The organism is Runella defluvii, from assembly GCF_014195535.1.
Taxonomy (GTDB): Bacteria; Bacteroidota; Bacteroidia; order Cytophagales; family Spirosomataceae; genus Runella; species Runella defluvii.
The window spans coordinates 13,753-33,300 of the sequence record NZ_JACIBY010000023.1 but is presented as its reverse complement, the minus strand read 5'-3'; the positions used below and the strand labels follow the sequence as shown (position 1 = coordinate 33,300).

11 protein-coding genes and 1 pseudogene are annotated in these 19,548 nt (G+C 41.8%); 3 read left to right on the top strand and 9 right to left on the bottom strand.

Translation table 11 applies throughout. From position 1 onward, the window contains the following. Positions 1–7 precede the first annotated feature (7 nt). The 9 genes from FHS57_RS29370 to FHS57_RS29330 form a co-directional block, all read right to left on the bottom strand. Entirely contained in the window at positions 8–3,553 is a 3,546-nt protein-coding gene (locus FHS57_RS29370) for a SusC/RagA family TonB-linked outer membrane protein (protein WP_183980002.1), read from the bottom strand. Continuing rightward, positions 3,550–4,569 (bottom strand): FecR family protein, encoded by a 1,020-nt coding sequence (locus FHS57_RS29365; RefSeq protein WP_183980000.1) that lies wholly within the window; start codon positions 4,567–4,569, stop codon positions 3,550–3,552. The genes FHS57_RS29370 and FHS57_RS29365 overlap by 4 nt, the downstream gene beginning before the upstream one ends. 72 nt (positions 4,570–4,641) lie before the next feature. After that, positions 4,642–5,286 carry an RNA polymerase sigma-70 factor gene (locus FHS57_RS29360; RefSeq protein ID WP_183979998.1) on the bottom strand — a complete coding sequence of 215 codons (645 nt, stop codon included), beginning with the start codon at positions 5,284–5,286 and terminating at the stop codon, positions 4,642–4,644. 198 nt (positions 5,287–5,484) lie between these two features. Further along, positions 5,485–6,318: an alpha/beta hydrolase gene (locus FHS57_RS29355; RefSeq protein WP_310587025.1), complete on the bottom strand. Its 834-nt coding sequence runs from the start codon at positions 6,316–6,318 to the stop codon at positions 5,485–5,487. A 185-nt stretch (positions 6,319–6,503) separates the two neighbouring features. Beyond that, positions 6,504–8,042 carry a sulfatase family protein gene (locus FHS57_RS29350; protein ID WP_183979994.1) on the bottom strand — a complete coding sequence of 513 codons (1,539 nt, stop codon included), beginning with the start codon at positions 8,040–8,042 and terminating at the stop codon, positions 6,504–6,506. A 3-nt stretch (positions 8,043–8,045) separates the two neighbouring features. Then, the gene (locus FHS57_RS29345) at positions 8,046–9,470 is read right to left on the bottom strand and encodes a sulfatase (protein ID WP_183979992.1); all 1,425 of its coding nucleotides are present in this window, start codon (positions 9,468–9,470) and stop codon (positions 8,046–8,048) included. 50 nt (positions 9,471–9,520) lie between these two features. Next, positions 9,521–11,626, bottom strand: a complete 2,106-nt coding sequence (locus FHS57_RS29340; RefSeq protein WP_183979990.1) for an outer membrane protein assembly factor BamB family protein — start codon at positions 11,624–11,626, stop codon at positions 9,521–9,523. 57 nt (positions 11,627–11,683) lie between these two features. After that, positions 11,684–13,795 carry a pyrroloquinoline quinone-dependent dehydrogenase gene (locus FHS57_RS29335; protein ID WP_183979988.1) on the bottom strand — a complete coding sequence of 704 codons (2,112 nt, stop codon included), beginning with the start codon at positions 13,793–13,795 and terminating at the stop codon, positions 11,684–11,686. A 35-nt stretch (positions 13,796–13,830) separates the two neighbouring features. Next, positions 13,831–14,727, bottom strand: a complete 897-nt coding sequence (locus FHS57_RS29330; protein ID WP_183979986.1) for a sugar phosphate isomerase/epimerase family protein — start codon at positions 14,725–14,727, stop codon at positions 13,831–13,833. A gap of 798 nt (positions 14,728–15,525) precedes the next feature. Between FHS57_RS29330 and FHS57_RS29325 the strand changes: the two genes are divergently transcribed. The 3 genes and pseudogenes from FHS57_RS29325 (at position 15,526) to FHS57_RS29310 (ending at position 19,358) form a co-directional block, all read left to right on the top strand. Further along, positions 15,526–16,569, top strand: coding sequence for a DUF4238 domain-containing protein (locus tag FHS57_RS29325; protein ID WP_183979985.1), 1,044 nt, complete (start codon positions 15,526–15,528; stop codon positions 16,567–16,569). 85 nt (positions 16,570–16,654) lie between these two features. Beyond that, a pseudogene (locus tag FHS57_RS31915) lies at positions 16,655–17,131 on the top strand (recombinase family protein). A 151-nt stretch (positions 17,132–17,282) separates the two neighbouring features. Then, complete coding sequence (locus tag FHS57_RS29310; RefSeq protein WP_183979981.1) at positions 17,283–19,358, top strand: DUF4365 domain-containing protein; 2,076 nt, start codon at positions 17,283–17,285, stop codon at positions 19,356–19,358. The last annotated feature ends 190 nt before the right edge of the window (positions 19,359–19,548 follow it).

Here is a 19,548-nt window from a genome sequence, read left to right as displayed (position 1 = left end):
TAAATGCTTAAAAATCAATGCTTAGTCCAATGGTTGATTGCTTCATTGTAGGATAATTGAAACTGTCAATACCCGAATTTCCGCCTCGAATTTCAGGATCAAAACCTCTGTAGTTCGTAAAGGTTAAGAAGTTTTCTAAACTACAATATACCCGAATCCCTTCAATGGACATTCTTTGGGTCACGGCTTTCGGAAGTCTATACCCTAACTGAATGTTTTTTACCCGCAGGTAGGATTTGTCAACGATCCAAAAATCACTGAGAGCTCTGTTGATAGTAGTCGTTGAAGTTAAAAGGCGTGGATAAGTAGCATCCGTACGACCCGGTACCCAGCGCCCATCGGCCACATCTTTATTAATTAAATACAATGCGGCAGGAGTCGGTGTTCGCCAATCGTCGAGCCAGTAATCTTTAAACCCTCCCGTTCCCTGAAGTAAACACGCAAAATCAAATCCTTTCCATTGTAACCCAAGGTTAATCCCATAAATAAGGCGAGGTGAAGTACCATGGCCAACAACGTATTTGTCGTCGTTGTTGATAATACCGTCGCCGTTCAAATCTTTATAAAGAATGTCGCCCAATTGGGGCGTACCAAAAGCTGCAAATGGGTTTTGTTTCTGTCCAGCGGCATTTACTGGTGCGTTGGCAATGATTGCCTGAACTATTTCCATATCGGCAGGTGTTTGCAGAATTCGATCAGCAGCCAATACAAAAAGTACATTAGCTGGCAAGCCTTCTTGCAACAGGTTTTCGTTGGAAATGGTACGTTCATCTCCTTTGAACTTTGTGACTTTATTGTCAACAAAAGCCATGTTTCCACCGATTTGATATTTTAACTCACCCACCCGATTGCTCCAGTTGAGGTTCAACTCTACTCCTTTGTTGCGCACCCGAGCGGCATTTTGCTGAGGTAGTGAGGCCGTTCCGCGAACGTTTGGGGCGGGTAATCCAATCAGGATATTGCGCGTATCTTTATTAAATAACTCCAATGAACCGCTTAAACGATTTTGTAACATTCCAAAATCCAATCCTATATTGCTCACATACGTACTCTCCCAAGTGATAATAGCGTTGGCAATGGCCGTTTGGGCAAAACCCGTCTGTAACGTACCATTTAAGATATAATTAGATGAGTTGTAAAGAGCCTGATAGTCGTAGTTACCGATGCTATTGTTACCCAAAGCGCCATAGGAAGCTCTAAGTTTAAGATTATCCAGCCAGCCCATTCCTTTCATGAAGTTCTCTTCGGTGATGCGCCAACCCGCCGATATGGAAGGAAAAACTCCCCAGCGCGTATCGCCAGCTCTAAACCGCGACGAGCCATCATAACGGAGGTTTCCTTCCAACAAGTATTTATCTTTCCACCCTAAATTTAAGCGCCCAAAGTAAGAGTTCATGGCCCAGTCGCTGGCTGTACCCGAAGCATCAGCATCAATGGTTGCCGAATTTATTACTTGTAAGGATGGGTCGGTAAGATCGTATTTTTGCGCCTCAAACCAAGAGGATTTATAATATTCCTGACTGGCTCCTACCATAGCGTGTATATTCAAGCCATTGGTAAAGTTATTCTGATACCGAATCAGTCCATCCATGTACTTACGGAGAGTTCGTTCGCTCCGGTTCAGGACATATGTTCTTCCTGTACCCGCTACGACAACACTGTTGGTCCGAAAACTCCAGCGATCCAAAAAGACAGGTTGTTGTTCTTTCAAATACCCTGTTTGTTCATAGTTATAAGACCCTTCCAGTGTTAGCCCTTTTATGGGATTGAAAACACCGAAAAAGCGGGTAGCTAAACGATTCTGACTAATATCACCTTTACGGGAGTTGACAGTAGCCAAGGCGTTATTCGTCACTCCACTGCCGTCGGGGCTGTTAGACGCTCCATAACGACCATCGGGAGAACGATACACCATGGCGGGTGAAGTAGAAGCACTCCAGCGAAAGGCACTGTTGTTATCAAGGGCATCAGTACCTATATCAGTACTGGAGTTAGTACCGCTGGCCAATAATCCCAGCGTCAAGTACGGTTTTACTTTCGCCTCCAGATTTACCCGACCTGAGTACCGCCGAAAACCTGTGTTTTCAATAATACCAGGATTGTTCAAATAGCCAAACGAGCTAAAAAACTTGATTTTTTCGGTGCCACCGTTCATGGAAATGTTATGATTTTGCGAAATTACGTTCTGTCCAAACAAATCACGCCAATCGGTATTGGGATACATCAGAGGATTTTGACCAGCATCATTTTTCCAAAGATCAATGGATGACTGCGGAAAGGTTGGGGAAACTCCGGGAGTGGTATTTTGAAGGGACTCATTATAAAGTTCCATATGTCTAACGTAGTCACTGACTGTTTCGACCAATCGAGTAGCTTTTTGAGCAGCCACGTAACCATTATAGTTGATTTTCATGGTACCTTCTTTTCCCTTTTTGGTCGTAATAAGAATGACACCATTGGCTGCCCTCGATCCGTAAATGGCCGCCGAAGCGGCATCTTTCAGAATTGAAATGGTTTCGACGTCCTGCGGGTTAAGGTTATTCATATTTGACTCGACCCCGTCAACAATCACAAGCGGACTGGCATTATTGAGCGTTCCTGAGCCTCTAATTAATAAACTAGCACCATCGCCCCCTGGACGGGCATTTCCTTGGTTGACTGATAAGCCAGGAGCCAAGCCATACAGACTTGAAGACAAGGACGTTATGGGGCGACTTTCGGCCACTTTGGCCATATCAATGGTGGCAACAGCACCCGTTAGATTTACTTTCTTCTGCGTACCATAACCGACAACGACGACTTCTTCCAGCGCTTTTGTATCCGTTTGCAGAGATACGTTGATTTGGGTTTGTTTTCCTACGATTACTTCTTTGGGTAAATACCCTACAAAAGAAAAGACCAATACGGTTTTTTCGTCAGGAACCTGCAGACTATACTTGCCGTTTCCGTCAGCGGTAGTACCCCGCTGTGTTCCTTTGACAACGATACTTACCCCAGGTAAACCATCTCCTTTTTCGTCGATTACTTTCCCAGAAATCGAAATCTCAGCAATGGGTTTGTTCACTAATGTTGAAGTAGGCATCGTAACTAATGGGGTTACAGGTGGGGTCTGAATTTCTCTTTCCACGTGCAATACCAGGGGATTTTTCATCTCGACAGTCCCAGGAGTATTTTGCCCACTTGGTAACATTTCGGATTTAGTTGAAAAAACAACGTATTGTGATTGTCCAATCTTTTTGTAGTTCAGCCCATAGGGTTTAAGTAAAGATTCCAGTTGTTTTTCGAGCTTTCTGCTCGACGTCTGTACTGTTTCAGAACCTATTGTAATGCCTTTCACCACAGATTCCTCAAACAAAATACTGACTTTGTGTTGACGACTTAGTTCATTCAAAATATCTTTGAGTCGCTTTGGGGCTGATACATTTACCGACATATCCGTTTGCGGTATCACTTTACTTTTTGTAAAAGCCATCGTTTGTGCCCACCCTGCCGTGCCGAGTTGACAAATCAGCAATAACAGTGGCAACTGATAAGTAGGGGTAAAGTTTTTCATAGATTTTTAGATGACGGGTTATGAATTACTAATCTTTTTTCAGTTTGTTCAATGGAAATATTAAGCAGTGTGGATATAATCTGAGCAATTTCCTGAGGTGTATCCGCTTTGAAGTAGCCAGACAAGCGGCGCTGGTTTAAACTGGTATCGGCCAATACGACTTCAACCCCAAAGTGTTCTTTAATAATCTCTCCTACTTCTGAAAGCGGTGTATTATCAAAATAAAATTGGTGGTTTTTCCAGGCATTATGTACATGTTGGGGATTTACTTTCTGAAGTTGAGGGCGGTTATCGAGGGTATTAAACGTAATCATGTCGCCCGGTTTAAGAGCCAGTTGTTTACCTTCCTGATAATGTACTTTTACACTTCCTTTGTTGAGAATCACCTTCTTGCCGCGCTCACGGGCAAATAGCACAAACTCCGTCCCCAACACTTCTACGTTAAAATCATCGTCAGTCTGAACCACAAACCGCTGATGGTCAACAGTATGCGAAACCACAAATTCCGCCTCCCCTTCCAATACGACCTGGCGGTGCGTCTTGGCAAATCCCCAACGCGGAACATACAGCGTTGAATTGGCATTCAATGTTACCCGTGTACCATCCGAAAGCAGAATACTTTTTGTTTGGGCATTGCCCGTTTGGAAACGTTCATAGCGTAGCGTACGCTGAAAAAAAATGGCTGAAATACCTACCAGAAATATGATAGATGCCGCGATCGCCCACTTTCTCCAAAAACGATTAATAGTAGGAGTGAGTTGCTCTGTCGATACGTCATTGATTCTCGGTGGTGTTTGTGAATCAGAATCATTCATCAGCCCTTTAAAACGTTGTAATGCCAGCTCAGTTTCTGGCATATATTGCGGGTGCTGACTTTCCCATTCGTTAAGCCACTGGAAATAAAGTATTTCGTTTTCAGGGTGAGCCAACCACTCCTCAATCAGCCGTCGTTGAAGGCTAGTGGCTTTCCCCTCAAAGAAGTCAAACAGTACGTTTTTAGGAATAGACGTATTCATTTTCATGTCATTATTTTTGCATATAGACAAACTAATCAGGGAGTACCTTACCCTGAGCGTATTGACTTTTTATTAGAAAAGCAGGTTAATAAAGAATACAATTAACCATTCCCCTTTCAGTCCCTGACGAAGCTTGGCCAGCGCTCGGCTGATAAGCCGTTCGACTGCACTTACCGAAATATCCAATTCTTCGGCGATTTCTGCGTATTTTTTACCCTCAATCCGATTCAATTGAAACGCCTTACGGGATTGCGGGGGCAATCCTTGAATCAGGTTTTCTACCTTATGAGCCAACTCATTATAGTGTAATTGTGCATCGGGCGGCATACTTGGTTCACTCAATTGAATGACCGACTCCAAATCGGCAGATCGGTTTAATTCATATTTAAGGTAATTGTAAGCACGATAACGCACTGCTTTGTAGAGGTACGCCTGATAAGAAACCGTGATGCGTTCAAAAATTCGATTCTGCCAAAAATTAGCAAATACTTCCGCAACGATTTCTTCAGCAATGTCTTTGGCATATACAAACCGAATAGCATGATTGCACAAATTGGCATAATAACGCCTAAACAAGTGCTCGCAGCCCTTTTGGGGATCCTGCTCAAAAAGCTTTCGAAGAAACTCCTCTTGGTTCATCACAGTTGTATCTTCATCGGGCAAAAGTCGTATTTCTGGAACTGTCTCTTTTGGATTCGGAGTAAAAGGTTGTGTCATAATACTGGTTTAAGCTATTATTGAACAACACCAAGACAAAATTGTATTATTATACCCCACATAAAAAATATATATATTTAAAATATATTTTTTAGCTTGCTTCTGCCAAGCAGTAAGCTAAAAAAAGAAGCTTTCTGAATGCTGTATAAAAGCGAAATTCAGAAAGCTTTAAGATAATAAACAGTAGTAGGGCAATTTTTAATTTCTGTTTGTGCCAGGTTTCAAATAACCGTATTTTGTTAAAAACTGGTCTATACGCGTGTTGATGTCCTCGTAAATAGGGGAATCTTTGGGGAGGGAATTAAAAAATCCGTGCTTTTGTCCTTCAAAGCGATACAGCTCGCATGGATTCCCCAAAGCCTGCATTCGCTGACAAAATTCTTCCACATTAGCGATAGGAACTGTTGTATCGGCTTCTCCGTGAAAAATAAGGGTTGGTGGTACGCCCTCTTGTAGATGCGCAACGGGAGAAAGTGCTTCGGCATTTTCGGCCAACCATTCGTGTCCATAACCGCCCAAGGTCGTTTTGACAACGGGATTGAACAAAACAAGGGCATTGGGTCGCGTGCTTAGGGTAGTATCTTCGCCTGGCTCATTGAAGCCCGTTAAAACCGCAGCGGCCAATGCCAAATGCCCCCCTGCCGAACCGCCGAAAGCCACAATACTGTCGGGCTGAATATGTAGCCTTACTGCATTTTTGCGTACCCATCGCATCACTGATTTGGCATCCTGCACCGACTGCATGGGTGTACTTTTTTGACGGGTACTGACGCGATAATCAACCGCCATCGTTACGATTCCCCGTGCTGCTAAATCATGGCACTGCTCCTCAAATTGTTTAACAGTCCCGCGCCGCCAACCGCCACCGAAAAAAAATATAGCGGCTGGGTATGCACTTTTTTTGAGGTGAGCACGCGGGAAAAAAATACTGATACGTAGCTGACTTTCCCCTACCTGTTTATAGATTTCAACCTGCGCGCCTGGCAACACACGTTGGGTCAATTGCAAGGTATCGGCCTGTTGAGCAATCACAACAGCATAACTGTTTAAAAACAGAATCCAACAGAAAAAAACATGTTTAGAAAAACGTCTCATGCGATAATTAACTCATTTATTGACACTTAGCAAACCAAACTTCTGAGTTGATTTTGGATTAACCCTAAACAAAACAAGATACCGGCTAACAGGAGGCTTTGCCACTGCATTTTTTATGTCTTCTATTTTTCATTTTTGCCCTCTCGTTCCAAATAGACAGGAAATTCGGCGGCTTTTGCCCCTTTTTTACTTCGTAAGTCGTTCCGTTGCCCGCGATCTTCATACAACGGAATCGACATGCCGTTGGTCTGCTGCAATATGTCAAATAAATCTTTGTTCAATTTTTTTGCGGTTGATTGCTGTGCTGGCTGATGAATTAAATTGTTTGTTTCATTGGGATCTTCCTGTAAATCATAGAGTTCGTCGGTGTCCCATATGCCGTGGTAGTGAATATATTTATAACGGTCGGTTCGCAGCGCGTGCATGGTGGGCGTTTGCGGGTAGTTTCTTTCCCAATAGTATTCATACAAAAGCCCTGTTCGCCAAGGTTGCGTTTGCCCGCGCAAAAACGGCAAAAAGCTTTTTCCATCCATGTATTTAGGCATTTTCAGACCTGCTACTTCCAAAAAAGTAGGCGCTACGTCAATATTGGCTACGACTTCATTTACTACTGTTCCGGGTTTGATTAAGTCGGGACAGTGCGCCAGCATTGGTACCCGCATGGAGGTTTCATAAGCCGTACGTTTGTCGATAAGGCCATGTTCGCCAAACATAAACCCGTTATCCCCCATATACACCACGAGTGTCGAGCCCAATAATCCTTCCTTTTCTAAGTAGTCTAACACTCGCCCCACTGACGTATCAACTCCCAATAGGGTTTCTGAATAACGTTTGTAATATTCGCCAATATCCAATTGACTGTGATAGGGAAATTCCACACCGTGCCACGAGTTACGCTGATTCTGTAACCACATGGGCGCATCTTTCTGACTGTCAACAGCCATACTGACAGGAGGCTTAAAGGTATGGTCTTTAAAACGGCCTTTATCACGCTCAGAAGGAATAAAATCCGCATGTACCCCTTTGTGGGAAAGGTACAACATGAAGGGTTTATCCTTCTTACGATTTTGAAGAAAATCCATAGCGTAGTCGGTCAGTTCGTCGGTGATATAGCCTTTTTGTGGCACCTTCCTGCCGTTTACATTGAATCCGTTTTTTTCGGGCAAATAAGACCCTTGCCCTTTGAAAGATACCCAATAATTAAACCCGCGTTGAGGGTCGTCGAACTCCCCTCCCATGTGCCATTTCCCAATCATGGCTGTTTGATAACCCGATTTTTGAAGGTATTGAGAATAAAAAATAAGGTGTTTAGACACGGGGTTATTGTTATCTACCACTCGGTGTTTGTGGGCGTATAAACCCGTCAAAATCGAAGCCCGCGAAGGTGAACAAAGGGCCGTAGTTACAAAAGCATTAGGCAAATACGCCCCATTTTTTGCTAGTCGGTCGAGATTGGGAGTTTGGATAAATGTTTGGGTATTCAAAAAACCCAAAGCATCATACCGGTGGTCGTCGGTTAGGATAAAAATAATATTTCGGGGAGGGGAATTGGGAATTTTTTCCAACGTAAGTGTACCGTTGGGCTGGCGTACAACAGCTTGTTGAGCAACACCATTCCCTCCGAGGAAAGCGAATAGAAGTATCAAAAAGTAATGTTTCATGTTCTATTTTTTTTCAGCGTTTTTCAGTGCGTAATCAGGATTTGGAAGCGGCATTTGTGCGTTGAGTTGATTGCGCCAACCGACCAATAATTGTTTCATTTGTTGGGTTTTGTGGGGCATTTGGACAGCTAAATTCTTTGCTTCCGACACATCATCCCGAAGGTTATACAATTCAAAGGTATTGGTCTCATATAATTCAACTAATTTATAATCTCCCATTCGTACAGCTCCTGCCGGGCGACCCATTTGGTTGGAAAAATGAGGATAATGCCAAAAAATAGGCCGTTCGGACGATGAAGTTTTTGCTGGATCTAAAAACAATGACCGCTGACTTATCCCATCGATGTCGGTTGGCAGAGCGGTTATTCCCGTTAAATCGCACAAGGTGGGTAAGTAATCAATGCTGCTGTAATACACATCGGAGGTTACGCCTTTGGGGATTTTTCCTTCCCAACTCACAATGGCCGGAATGCGCGTTCCGCCCTCATAAATGTGGCCTTTCCATTTGCGCAGCGGCTCGTTGGTGGTCGGGGTTGGTCCCTGTTCGTTCATCCCCAATCCTCCGTTGTCTGAGGTAAAAACAATGAGCGTATTTTCCAGAAGTCCCTGCTCCTTCAGCGTTTGTATAATCCGCCCTACCCCATCGTCGAGACTTTCCAACATGGCACCGTAGTTTGGGTTGTACTTTCCATCAAATTGGTTATGCTTTTGCATATACTTGCCCAATTTGTCAGCTCGCGGAATCATCAGAATATGCGGAGCCGAATACGCCAAATACAAAAAGAACGGCTTACGGGCATTCTGTTGGATAAACTCCACGCCGTAATCCGTTAGCTTATCGGTCAGGTACGTTGTGCCTTTATCTTCATAATCAGTCTGGTTAGGGGCATCTTTGAGAATGCTATAGTTGTAATAATCCAGTCCGTTTTTACCAATCATACGGCTGTAGTCGAATCCTTGACTCCACGGCCCCTGAGTTTGCAACTTTCCCGCTTCTTTGGAATGCAAATGCCATTTTCCCACCATACCCGTAGCGTATCCTTTGTTTTTCAGCAATTCCGCTATGGTCGTTTCTGTAGCCTCCAATTGTGCCTCCCATTTCGGTGGGATAACGGGCGAAGCTTTGTCTGTCCGATTACCAGCGATGTAATTGGTCAGCCGCAAACGGGCGGGATATTTGCCCGTCATAATAGAAGCTCGCGTTGGCGAACAAACCGGGCAGGCTGCATACGCCTGCGTAAAACGTACACCGTTCTGCGCTAATTTGTCCAGATGGGGAGTTTCGTTGAACGGATTGCCGTAGCAACTTAAATCTTTCCAACCCAAATCATCGGCCAGAATAAAGACAATGTTGGGTTGCGAACTCCGCTGCCCGTATCCTGCTTCCATCATTCCTGCTAAGAGAACAACCAACCACATTTTTTTCATAATATATTCATTTTAAACGACTTACAACTTTCAAAGAAAAGCATTTATTGTCATGGCAGCGCAAAAGCCACCACTTGATTTCCTTTTTTGGTTCCTAATTTTGTTCCTCCACACGCAATGACCACGTATTGACGGCCATTGATTTGATACGTGCTCGGCGTGGCAAATCCCGCAGCGGGAAGTTTATATTCCCAAAGCAGGCGGCCGTCGCGTTTGTTGTACGCCCGAAACATCCCGTCACGCGTAGCGGCAATAAAGAGCAACCCTCCCGCCGTCACCACAGGGCCACCGTAGTTTTCACTGCCCGTTTGGGGGATACCCTTTGCTTTCAATTCAGGATATTCGCCAAAAACATTTTTCCAGACGTACTCGCCCGTATGTAGATTGATAGCGTTTAATGTGCCCCAGGGAGGTGCAATAGCTGGATAACCCTGACTGTCCAAAAATTTGTTATAACCCGTATTTTTATAGGGAAGTACTGGCTTTTGGGGCGTATTGGTTTTAACGACTCCCGTCGCTTCCTGCTTTTCATCCCCAAACAAAAACGCAATCAACGCGGCTTTCTCTGCGGGTTTCAGCGTCATAAATCCAGGCATCATTCCTTTACCATTGCTCACGATGTTTTTGACATAATCCCGATTTTGCCTCAACTGAATATCCACCAAGGAAGGATACCCACTCTTGGCATTCCCTTTTCGTTCGGGGCCGTGGCAAGCCGTACAGTATAAGGTGTACACCTTGGCTCCTTCACTTAGGTGCGCCAATTCACTCTGTTTGGGCGTATCTACCATGGTCAATATCCACGCCATTTCGTTGGAATTGACGTACATGATGCCGTCGGGGTCAACAGCAGCACCACCCCACTCAGCCCCACCGTCGTAGCCTGGGAAAATAAGAGTACCCTGTTTGCTTGGTGGAGCCATGTACCCTTTTTTAAGACGCTTGAAAACCGTCACCAACGAATCATAATCTTTGCTATAAGGATTAAGGTCTTTTTCGGTCAACGATTGACGCGCAAAAGGAGCGGGTTTTTGCGGTTGGGGTTGGGTCGGCCAAGTGAACTCTCTCGGTAGATTGCTTTGTTCAACGGGCACTTCTTTGATGGGAAAAAGTGATTTGCCCGTCACTCTGTCAAACACCAACACATGCCCCGACTTCGTCGTTTGGGCTACGGCATCTACCTGTTTTCCATTGTGATTAACCGTTACTAAATTGGGTGGAGAAGGAAAATCACGATCCCATACATCATGGTGAACCAATTGATAATGCCAAAGTCGTTTGCCGGTTCGGGCATCCAATGCCAGCAGGCAATTGGCGAAAAGGTTTTGTCCTTTGCGATTGCCACCGTAAAAATCAAAGGCTGCCGAACCGGTCGGGACGAACAAAATTCCGCGTTGAAGGTCAACAGCCATCCCTGCCCAGTTATTCCCTCCACCTACGTCGGTATTTTTCCACGTGTCTTTGGGCCACGTGTTGTAGCCAAACTCCCCCGGTTGAGGAATAGTATGAAACACCCATGCCAATTTCCCCGTCTGTATATCAAAGGCCTGTACATGTCCGGGAGCGGCATCGGCACTTTCAGATAGGCGCATGGGCATGATAATGAGGTTTTCAAAAACGGTACCCGGTGTGTTGGAGATGACAAACTTTTCTTTGGCCTGTTCGCCAAATCCAGCCCGTAAGCTCGTGCGCCCGGCTTCACCAAAACTTTCGATAAGTTTGCCCGAAGTAGCATTTAAGGCATACAACCATGCCCCGGATGTAAACAAAATGCGGTCGTCACCTTGCCGATTTGTCCAATACGTTACTCCTCGACTAGTACTGACGCCCGACTTGAAAGGGTCGCCAAACCGCCACAGTTCACGCCCCGTAGCCGCATCTAAGGCAAACACCTGTAGCGCCGAAGAAATCCCGTACAATACGCCTTTTACAATAATCGGGTGCATTTGCATTTGTCCGGTATCGGGTGCGGAGTACGACCAAGCCACTTTGAGTTGATTTATGTTAGTGGTATCAATCTGATTCAGAGCTGAATAGTGATTTCGGTCGGGGCCGCCCAAATAATCAGCCCAATCGTCATTGTTTTTATCGTCAAAGCGCGGGTAAAAAGCTACAGCCACGATGACAATCAGGAAAAAAGGAAGAATTCTAAGCATGATAAGAAATTTTAACCTTTGAAAAGTTTGGAACCTTTCCAAGGCTTAGGTTTTCGTTTAATTTCCCAAACAAAAAGCCAGGTATTTGTCGCCCGATTTGGTCTTGAGTTTTCCCCCTCCACAGGCAATCACGATGTATTGTTTGCCATTGACTACGTACGTACTCGGCGAGGCATAGCCCCCCGCAGGCAAGGGATATTCCCAGACAATTTTACCAGTTTCTTTATCGAAAGCCCGCAATTTTTCATCGCGACTCGCCGCAATGAATATCAATCCGCTTGCCGTCACCAGTGGTCCTCCGTAGTTGTCGGTTCCCGTAGGTGCAATTCCCTTTTTGGTGAGTTCGGGATACTCACCCAGCGGTACCTGCCAGCGGTGCTTACCCGTATTGAGGTCAATGGCCGTCAAGGTGCCCCAAGGTGGGGTACTTACGGGATATCCTTCGCTGTCATACCAGCGATTGTAGCCGGTATGTTGGTACGGAATTACCTCTTTTTGGGTCGTAACTACTTGCTTATCTGTCACATTATTGTACAGGTATTCAATAATTGAAGTACGTTCCGCTGCCGAAATATGCGAAAAAGAAGGCATCATGCCCCGTCCAGTCATCAATAGTTTGACTAACTGTGGCTTTGAAAGCCGCTTTTCCAGTTGCAACAACGAAGGATACGAACCGTCGTGATTGCCTTTGCGGTCTAATCCGTGACAGGCCGAACAGTACAATTTATAGGGGCTATTGTTTTGATTTCCGTTTTTCCCTGTTTGATTTCGCCGAATTAGGGTCATGTGTACGGGATTTTCTTTGGCGGGTACGTAGAGTATGCCTTCCGGATCGGCAGCAGCTCCTCCCCACTGTGCCCCTCCGTCGGTGCCAGGAAAAAAGATTGTCATTTTTTCGCTCAATGGAATGTAAGGCGTTCCCGTACGGGCTTTACTAAGCATTACCTTCAAAGAATCGCGATTGGCAGCCCAAGGATTGATGTCTTTTTCGGTGAACGATTGCCGGGTGAAAGGTACAGGCAACTGTGGAATCGGTTGCGTGGGACTGGGCTGCTCTCCCGAAGCCGTTTCCTGTGGAAAGGCGGTCTCTTTGATGGAGAAAATCGGTTTGCCCGTTACACGGTCAAAAACGAACGTAAACCCCTGCTTCGTAATTTGGGCTACGACATCTACTTTTTGAGGCCGACCGTCGAGACACTTGCGGGTAATAGTAAGCAGGTTGGGGGGAGCAGGTGGGTCGCGGTCCCAAATGTCATGATGCACCAACTGATAATGCCAGATTCGTTTGCCTGTAGCAGCGTCCAGCGCCAGTAAACAGTTGGCATAGAGGTTATTCCCTCTTCGATTGGCTCCGTAAAAATCAGGACCTGCCGAACCTGTAGGTGCGTAAAGAATTCCTCGCTCGCGGTCAATAGCCATGCCCATCCATGCATTGGCCGCTCCAATGCGTTGGCGCGGATTTTCGGGCAACCATGTTTCGTAGCCAGGTTCTCCTTTTTGGGGAATCGTGTGAAAAGTCCAAACCAACTTGCCCGTTCGGGTATCATACGCGCGAATATCGCCCAACAGAGCCGTTTCACTTTCAGCCACACGTGTGCCGGTAATAAGCAGATTTTTATAGATGGTATTGGGAGTATTTGATACCACGTAATTATCCGCACCCGGCCGTTCGATGCCTATTTTAAGATCAATTCGGCCATTGTCGCCAAAATTTCCAATGAGTTTTCCAGTGTTAGCATCCAGCGCATAAAGCCATTTGCCCGCTCCAAAGAAAATACGTTTGTCTGATCCCTCCGACCAATAGGTAACGCCTCGGCTCGTAGTGCCGCCGTTGTCGGCAAAATCGGTTTTCCAACGTGGTTTTCCCGTAGCCGCTTCTACTGCAAACGCTTGTGTATTGGCCGAAACCCCGTAGAGAACCCCGTCGATAATAATCGGATTGCATTGCATTTGAGTCCGATTTTGAAGGGTATCTGCTCCTCCAGAAGCGTAGCTCCAGGCTACTTTCAGTTGCCCGACATTGGCTTTATTGATTTGGGTTAAAGGTGAATAATGGCTACGGGCACCATTACCATTGTATTCAGGCCAATCGATGTAACTATCCAAGGTCTGAAATCCCCAAGCAACTATTAGCACAACAATCAGGCAAAGATTTGATATTTTAAACATAGGGTAAGGAAACAGATTTTTATGAATACAATCTTCTAAAAATACCGCTGCATGGCTTTGGGATAATCGGTAAAGGCAAGTTCAGGCTCGGCTATTTCGGGATGCCACATTTTTTCCCACTCAAAACTGTAATATCCTTTGTAACCACTTGCTTTCAAGAGGTCAACAGTTTCTTTCACAGGCGCAATTCCCTTGCCTATAAAAGTGTATGCTGGTTTGCCATTGACCATACTTCCATCTTTTACATGTACATGACGAATGTACTTCCCCAAAACCCTGTACACCTCCGTCGGAGATTCGTTTGTAACAGACCACATATTAAAAAAATCCCAAATCAGCCCCACGTTGGGGTGCTCGGCTTTTTGCATGATTTCTAACAATACAGCTTTCCAAATTACCTGCCCATGTGACTCCAGCAATACCGTTACACTGGCGTCTTTGGCATACCGCCCCAATTCTAAAAGATTTTCACTAATTAGGTCAATCGTTTGTTGACGCTCTTGATCTTTGGGCAAGTCATTAGGAAAAACCCGTACATAAGGGCATGCTAATTGTTGCGCAAGGTCAATGAAGCGCTTGGCTTCATCCATATTTTTTTGTCGCTTAGTCGCATCCATAAAATGCAAGTTGGACGAAGCACCTAAGTTACATATTTTGAGCTTGTTATCGGCCAATAAGCGGCGCGTTTGGGCAATGTTCGTACTGAACTCTGGACGTTTAGGTAAGAACATTTCTTTTTCCAAGCCTCGAATTTCAATGGCTTCGTATTTTTCAGCCACCGCAGTTTGAATGATTTTGGGTAAAGGCCAAGTCGGGCAACCTAAGGTCGAGAAAGCTAATCGAGGTTTAACATTCTTTGCTGAAATAGCTAAAGTTGGAGTCAAAGCCAGCCCCAAAGAGCTTTTAAGAAAGGTTCTGCGGGTAGTTATCATTAGTGTGTAAATTGGATAATTGTTGAGATTGAACAAGTTCTGACCTATAAAACTTGGTAAGCACTTTTAATTACTGGTTTTTTAACGACTTCGTCCACCATATTGAATTTGTCGCAGTTTAGCCCTCAATCCAGTCACTAACTGTTTGTTTCATAGAAATTACTATTCTCGCTAGAATCACTGCTTTGGTAACTCCCGGCCATCTGACAAGTAAAGGCACGTGTACCCCACCTTCGTAGGCTTCCGTTTTTTGCCCAGAAAATGAAGTGCTTGGTTGAGAACCATTAAATTCGGCATTTCGGGTACTCTAGTGATAACTCACCCCGCCGTTATCACTCGAAAAAATCACAATAATGAAACTGGTGCCTTTGAAACGTTGGCGCGGAGCAAGTGATCCGTATATGTTTCGCTAAGAAAGAATCTTCTTCTCCGATAACAGCATGGTTAGACCTTGACGGTGGAAGGCGTTCAAAATAAGAAGTCTGTATTGAAGGCTATAATTCGCGTTATGAATTTTAGACAGTCTTAAACGGTTGAGAGTTCGATTTTTGAGGCTGTATAATTTTAAGTTGAGCAAGTTCAATAGACCATTTTTTCACTTTAACCTACCAGAAGTTTCCGCTAACGGCAATTCAAAGGATGGTATTTAGCTTCTGATTTTACCTAATTTGTGCCAAATGGAGGGTATTAACTCTTTCGTGTTACAAATCAGGGACGACCGTTGCAGAAGTGTTACCCCTGTTGTATATTGCTCCATGAAGTATATATATTGATAACCTGACAAATTCTAAAATAGTCGTGTCAGCAACAAAAAATCACCATTTTGTGCCAAAAGGATACCTAAGACAATTTGGTTTAGGTGCCAACAATGATTTACACCTTTGGAAAATAGATTTGAGTAAACCTAATCTTAGGCCACAGAAAACTTATATAGGGAAAGACTTGTGTTCAGAGAAAGACTTTTATAGAATTAACCCACAAGAAAGCTTTCTAGCTTCTAGTATTGGTAATGACCCTAATATTATTGAAGATAAAGGTTTCTCGTATGAAAATAATCTACCAAAAATATTAAAAAAATTGACTCAAAAAGGTATTTATTCTCAAGCTTTATCTTGGGAAGATACAAATATTTTTATATATGCTTTAATCAGTATAAAGTTCAGAAATCCGTACACTAGAAGGGCTTATGAAACAGGTATACATGTTGTGGAAGATAATCGAAGTAGCGCTTATGAACTAATTGATGAAATTATTTCCAAAGTACCGCCTGAAGAAACTCAATTATTAAATTATGCAAATGAGCTTTATAAGAAATTTGAGTACGACATGAATAACCCTAACGAACTACTAAAAACATTACACTCTGGCGCTTTTCAAATGGGTAATGATAGAGGTGGTTTAATAGATAAATTTCAAAACCTTGGTAATCGACTGTTGAATACTAGGTGGGAAATAATAAGAACAAGCCTAAAGCATCAGTTTATTACATCAGATAATCCGGGACTTTTTTTAGGTGGACAGAATACATGGTCATTAGTTTTTGAAAATTTTGAAAATCACGGTATTGATAGATTTTTCTTTCCACTTTCTCCTTTGAATGGACTTTTAATTCATTTACGAGAAAAAGATAATAATTTATTTGAAGGAGCAGAAAAAATAATACCTGTTTTATGGGCGCCAAATAAAGTGATAGAATATAACGTTTGTCATTGTTCTCATGCAAATAAATTATTAATAGCATCAAGTGAAAAAGTGTTAATTGAAGCGGCTACTGAGGGGAAAAGTGACTGGATAAATGTTAGAAATATGTTTGAAAATGATAAAAAACAATTGAATTTGTAAATATTTTATTCTTTAACTTATTTAATTAAATAAGTTAAAAGTATTCTGGAGTATCCAAATATAATTCTTGTTAAATATTTTTGCAATGAAGTACATTACTTACATACGGGTAAACACTAAAGGGCAGGAGCGCAGCGGCCTGTCTTTTGATGCCCAGAAAGTAATCATTGAGCATTACGCAGAAATTGATAAAGCGGCGATTGTTAAAGAATTCATTGAAACTGAAAGCAGTAAAGATATTTCAAACCGCCCTATCTTAAAGGCCGCTATTGAATATGCCCAAACTCACTAGGCGGTTTTAATAGTTGCCAAGCTTGACCGCCTAAGCCGTGATGTAGTACACATCTTTAAAATACAAAAACAATTAGGTGCTTATTTCAAGAGTTGCGATTTACCAACTACCGATGCTTTAACCCTCTCGATATATGCAGGCATAGCCCAACGAGAGCGGGAGCTTATCAGCATTCGCACCCGTCAGGCATTGCAAGCCAAAAAGAAGCAAGAGGTATTACTGAATACATTTTATTCTCATAAAAAATTACAATTTATTTGGTTTTCATAATTATTAGAGGGTGAGAATCAAGACAGAGCATTCCGTTTGATTAGTAAGCAATTGATTAATAGGAATTTGTAATTAGTTTAGAAATGAGATTTTCTGTATTAATTTTATAATTTTTTAATCTCATTATTTTACAACCAACAATCTAAAATAGATGGAAGATGATATGTTAGATGATTTGAATTTACCTTTGTCAAATTCAAATGAAGATTTAGAAACTATTTCCAACAATTATTTTAGACAGCTTTTTGATACTGGTAGGTTCGAAATACGCCCAGAGAATCTCAGAGACAAAGGCATTGATTTTTTTATCGAGCTAAAACGAGTTAGTAAAAAGACTGGTAAAGCGGGTTATCTGAACTTCAAGTTTGCAGTTCAACTTAAGGCTACAGATACAAAAATATTAAACCACGACGGTAGTATTAGCCTTCAAATAGATACTGGTAATATCAATTATCTTTTAAATAATTCTATGCCAGCATTTTATGTTTTATACTTGAAAAGCGAAAACAAGTTTTATTATGAAGATATTAACTCTTTTGTTAAAGTTTTGGATGAAAAAAATGAGAATTGGAATGATCAACCAACTCATACTTTAAGGTTTTTCAAAGTTTTGGATACCGCTGGAGTTGATAATATTTATAATGTAACAATTGAAAAGGGAGTATTTTATCGAAAACTAACAGAAAATATAGTCCTACAATCATTATCGACAAACTTCGCTGATAAAATACTTATTGGAAAGGATTTGTCGATGTCAAATGATTCCCAAATAAGAAAAATGGTTGAATCTATTGGATTACATTTAATAAATGAAGCAAGATGGAGTGAGATAATAAAAATACATAAAAATTCTTCAAACACTATTGCTTCAACAGGGATATATAATTTTATTTTAGGTGTCGCAAATTATTATAGTGGTAACTTAACTGAAGCACTGAGCTTTTTTAAACATGCAAAAAACTTCAAATTTAACCTAAATAATGGCCTTTTAGAGTATTTAAAATTTTACTACCTTACAGTTAAGCATGATATTGGAATCTTATCTGACAAAGAATATATAGCTCAGATAAATAATCTTGAAGAATCAAGTGCTGTGGGGTTATATGTAAAATTAGAGAAAATAAAAAATGGGTACACTAACTCATTTGATTATTCAGGAAATACTAATGAAAAAATGGAACATGACTTGTTAGACATTATTAATCATCCAAATGCAAATGAAGATATTATATTTAATGCTAAAGGCGAATTGGCTTTAATTCAAGGTTATAAAAATAATATAAAATATGCGACAGAAGTAAGTTTGATAAATGCATTAGATACTGTGCAGGATATAAATATATGGGAAAGATTACGGCTGGCAAACGAATTTATTTTATCTAATAGAAATTGGTTTAAATATGTTCAAGATCTTAAAGAAGAGGCTATCAAAGGAAAAAACGAATTTAACTACTACTGGATAATTATTTATGAAGTAAAAGTCAGATATGAATTCTTGCTTTACACAAAGTATATTATAATAGTGAAGCCTATCCCAGGAATGAATAGGCCTGAAATTCCAGACAATAAGGAATCTATTGCTAGTTTAATTGATATGATTAGTTCAGCATATACATACTTTAAAAGAATAAATCATCTTGAAAATATAATTGCCACTTTATCGATTGTATATGAACTATATCATTTTAATGAAGAGTTTATAGAAGCCCAACAAGTAATAGAAGAAATAGAAGATTTAATCGAAGCCTATGATTTAGACCAGCAAAATCAAAAATTGATTTTTTTAAAAAATAAAGGTACACATCATGAACAACTTAAAGAAAGATTAGAAGAAATATTTAATAAACCAAATTCCCCAGAGAATGAAATAAAATATCTAGTGAGCAAAATGGAAGAAATGGATGAAAATGAACTGTTAACTGAAGATGAAACTCAAACCGATATTTATTTTATTAACTTATTACCTATAGGAGTATTTCAGTTCCCTGTAACCGCTAAGGAACAAATATATTCTATTTTACAAATTACACCATCGGCAAAAAAAATATTTGATCCTATTTTTGAAATAGCTATTCCAGTAGCGAATATATTTTATGAAACAATTGATGAAGAGGGACAACAGGATGGCCTACTAGCTTCAAAGGGTATTCAAAGCTGGAGATATATCTTTAAAATCAGAGAGGCTTTTTACAAAAATAAATTTTACCGTGTGAGAAGTGATATATGAAAATAATATACTGACCTCTTTCCAAAACTTCCAGTCAACACTGTACACGATTTATTAGCAAGATAAAACGCTCTAGATGTAATCATTTGACAATAAAACACATAAATATTTATTTGTTTTCTGTTAATAGGTCACTCAAGAAGCTAAGTAGTTCTTACCTTCCATCGATTAATCCATTTCCAAGCATCTT